Annotated in this window: 4 protein-coding genes; 3 read left to right on the forward strand and 1 reads right to left on the reverse strand. The window is 72.9% G+C overall.

All coding sequences use genetic code 11. From position 1 onward, the window contains the following. From AB0I76_RS26250 to pdxT, 3 genes are all read left to right on the forward strand, one after another. The coding region (locus AB0I76_RS26250) for a hypothetical protein (protein WP_357040700.1) at positions 1-354 on the forward strand (354 nt) is incomplete at its 5' end. A 283-nt stretch (positions 355-637) separates the two neighbouring features. Then, a complete protein-coding gene (pdxS, locus tag AB0I76_RS26255; protein ID WP_357040703.1) occupies positions 638-1555 on the forward strand; it encodes a pyridoxal 5'-phosphate synthase lyase subunit PdxS in 918 nt (305 codons plus the stop codon). Positions 1556-1633: 78 nt separating this feature from the next. Further along, a complete protein-coding gene (pdxT, locus tag AB0I76_RS26260; protein ID WP_357040706.1) occupies positions 1634-2239 on the forward strand; it encodes a pyridoxal 5'-phosphate synthase glutaminase subunit PdxT in 606 nt (201 codons plus the stop codon). 4 nt (positions 2240-2243) lie between these two features. Here the strand turns inward: pdxT and AB0I76_RS26265 are convergent. Then, positions 2244-3027, reverse strand: a 784-nt coding sequence (locus tag AB0I76_RS26265) for a helix-turn-helix transcriptional regulator (RefSeq protein ID WP_357040709.1), incomplete at its 5' end; no start/stop codon positions are given.

The following is a 3027-nucleotide window of genomic DNA, read 5'->3' on the forward strand; positions in this document are numbered from 1 at the left end:
GCCGCCGCCGCGGTCCTGGCCGAGCGACGGTACGGCGTCGAGCTGTACTCGGCCGCGCGGATCGCGCTCGACGCCGGGCCGGACGAGCGGGAGGCCGCCGAGAACGACCTCACCCGGCAGTTGCGGTCGGTGCCGCTCGACCCGACCGATCCGGACTGCGAGGCCGTCATCGCCGCCAGCCGCCGGCTCGCCCTGGCCCGGCAGGTGCACACCGACCTGGTCCGGGACGCCCGAACGGCGCGGAGCCGTCCACTGGTGCGGTTGTTGCGGATGGGGCGACGCCACGCGTGGCCGCGCTACTTCGACATCGACGACCCCACCCTCGTCGCCCCGGCCGACGTCCCCGCCGGCTGACCCCGCCGGCCTGGTCCGGGACCTGTTCGGCGGCGGCCCGGTCCGGCCGCCCGGCCGCCCCGATCGTTGATCGACTCGAGGTCACTGATGTCGGGGTGTCCAAGCCCGGCGTGCACCCGACATCATTGAAGCCGAGTGGATCGAGGCGCGGGGGAGGCGCTGGGCTGGGTGACGGCTGCCACAGGGCAGGCCACCGTGGGTCTGATTGGCTGTCGGACCGGTGTTGTGACCGCCGTAGCATTTCCGCTGCCACCCCCCGAGCCCGTTCGAGGAGCGATAACCCGTGCCCGAAACCACCTCCCAGAACGCCACCGCCACCCCCGTCACCGGCACCGCCCGGGTCAAGCGCGGCATGGCCGAGATGCTCAAGGGCGGCGTGATCATGGACGTGGTCAACGCCGAGCAGGCCAAGATCGCCGAGGACGCCGGCGCCGTCGCCGTGATGGCGCTCGAGCGGGTGCCCGCCGACATCCGCGCCCAGGGCGGGGTGTCCCGCATGAGCGACCCGGACATGATCGACGGCATCATCAGCGCGGTCTCCATCCCGGTCATGGCCAAGGCCCGGATCGGCCACTTCGTGGAGGCGCAGATCCTCCAGTCGCTCGGCGTCGACTACGTCGACGAGTCCGAGGTGCTGACCCCGGCCGACTACGCCAACCACATCGACAAGTGGGCGTTCACCGTCCCCTTCGTCTGCGGCGCGACCAACCTCGGCGAGGCGCTGCGCCGGATCACCGAGGGCGCGGCGATGATCCGCTCCAAGGGTGAGGCCGGCACCGGTGACGTCTCGAACGCCACCACCCACATGCGGAAGATCCGCCAGGAGATCCGCCGCCTCCAGTCCCTGCCGGCCGACGAGCTGTTCGTGGCCGCCAAGGAGCTGCAGGCGCCGTACGAGCTGGTCAAGGAGATCGCCGAGACCGGCAAGCTGCCCGTGGTGCTCTTCACCGCCGGTGGCATCGCCACCCCGGCCGACGCCGCGATGATGATGCAGCTCGGTGCGGAGGGCGTGTTCGTCGGCTCGGGCATCTTCAAGTCCGGCAACCCGGCCCAGCGTGCCGCCGCGATCGTCAAGGCCACCACCTTCCACGACGACCCGGACGTGCTGGCCAAGGTCTCCCGGGGCCTCGGCGAGGCGATGGTCGGCATCAACGTCGACGAGATCCCGCAGCCCCACCGCCTGGCCGAGCGCGGCTGGTGACGTGAAAGGAAGGGCCCCTTCTTAACGCCTCCTGCAGAGGAAGGGGCCCTTTTTCAACGCCTCAGGAGAGGAGCGAACGTGACGGCACCCGTGATCGGTGTGCTCGCCCTCCAAGGCGACGTACGCGAACACGTCGCGGCCCTGGCCGCGGCCGGCGCGGACGCCCGCCCGGTCCGCCGCCCCGGGGAACTGGACGCGGTCGACGGGCTGGTCATCCCCGGTGGGGAGTCCACCACGATCAGCAAGCTGGCCGACATCTTCGAGATGCGCGAGCCGATCGACAAGCGGATCGCCGGCGGGATGCCGGTCTACGGCTCCTGCGCCGGCATGATCATGCTCGCCACGGAGGTCCTCGACGGCCGACCGGACCAGCGCGGCTTCGCCGGCATCGACATGACGGTCCGACGCAACGCCTTCGGCCGGCAGGTCGACTCGTTCGAGGCGCCGGTGGAGATCGCCGGGGTCGAGGGTGAGCCGTTCCACGCGGTGTTCATCCGCGCGCCGTGGGTCGAGCGGGTCGGCGACGGCGTCGAGGTGCTCGGCACGGTGACCGAGGGGCCGGCCGACGGCCGGATCGTGGCGGTACGCCAGAACAACCTGATGGCCACCTCGTTCCATCCGGAGCTGACCGGGGACCGGCGGCTGCACGCGTACTTCGTGGAGCTGGTCCGCGCGGCGAGGTGACCGCTCAGCCGGCCACCGGGCGCAGGTGGCCGGGGAGACGACCGAGCAGCCGGTCCAGCGCGGCGGCGGTCGCGGCGTCCGCGGCGAGTTGGACGACCAGCCGCTGGTGGTCGCTGTCGGCGAACTCGAGGGTCTCGTAGGTCAGCCGGAGCGGCCCCACCTCCGGGTGCCGCCATCCCCGTACGCCGCTGGCCGGAGCCGCCACGGGGCGTCGCTCCCACCGCGTGGCGAACGGCGCGCCGACGGTGCGGGTCAGCCGCTCGGCGAAGGCGTCGACGGCGGCGTCGCCCCGGCGCAGCCGGTGCAGCTCGGCCACCACGTGGTCGGCGAGCTCCGGCCAGTCCACGACACACTCCGGGGCGCGTTCGTCGCCCAGCACGAACCACACCAGGTTGGGGCGGACGCCGTCGAGCAGGCCCAGCGGGCGGGCCAGCCGGTCGAAGGGGTTGTTCCAGGCCAGAAGGTCCCCGAGCCGGTTGAGCACGTACGCCGGGCTGTCCCGCAGCGCGTCGAGCACGGCCCGGACCGTCGGGCGGACCGTACGGGAGACGGTCGGCGGCTCCGACGGGCACAACTGCCGGCTGTGGTTGACCGAGGCGAGCTGGCGCAGGTGGTCGCGGTCGGCGTCGTCGAGGCGGAGCGCGTCGGCGAGCGCGGCCAGGATCTCCGGCGACGGACGGGTGTCCCGCCCCTGCTCCAACCGCGTCAGGTACTCCACGCTGACCTGGGCCAGCGTGGCCAGCTCGGCCCGGCGCAGGCCCGGCGTGCGCCGCCGTGGGCCGGTCGGC

The organism is Micromonospora sp. NPDC049799, from assembly GCF_040656655.1.
GTDB lineage: Bacteria > Actinomycetota > Actinomycetes > Mycobacteriales > Micromonosporaceae > Micromonospora.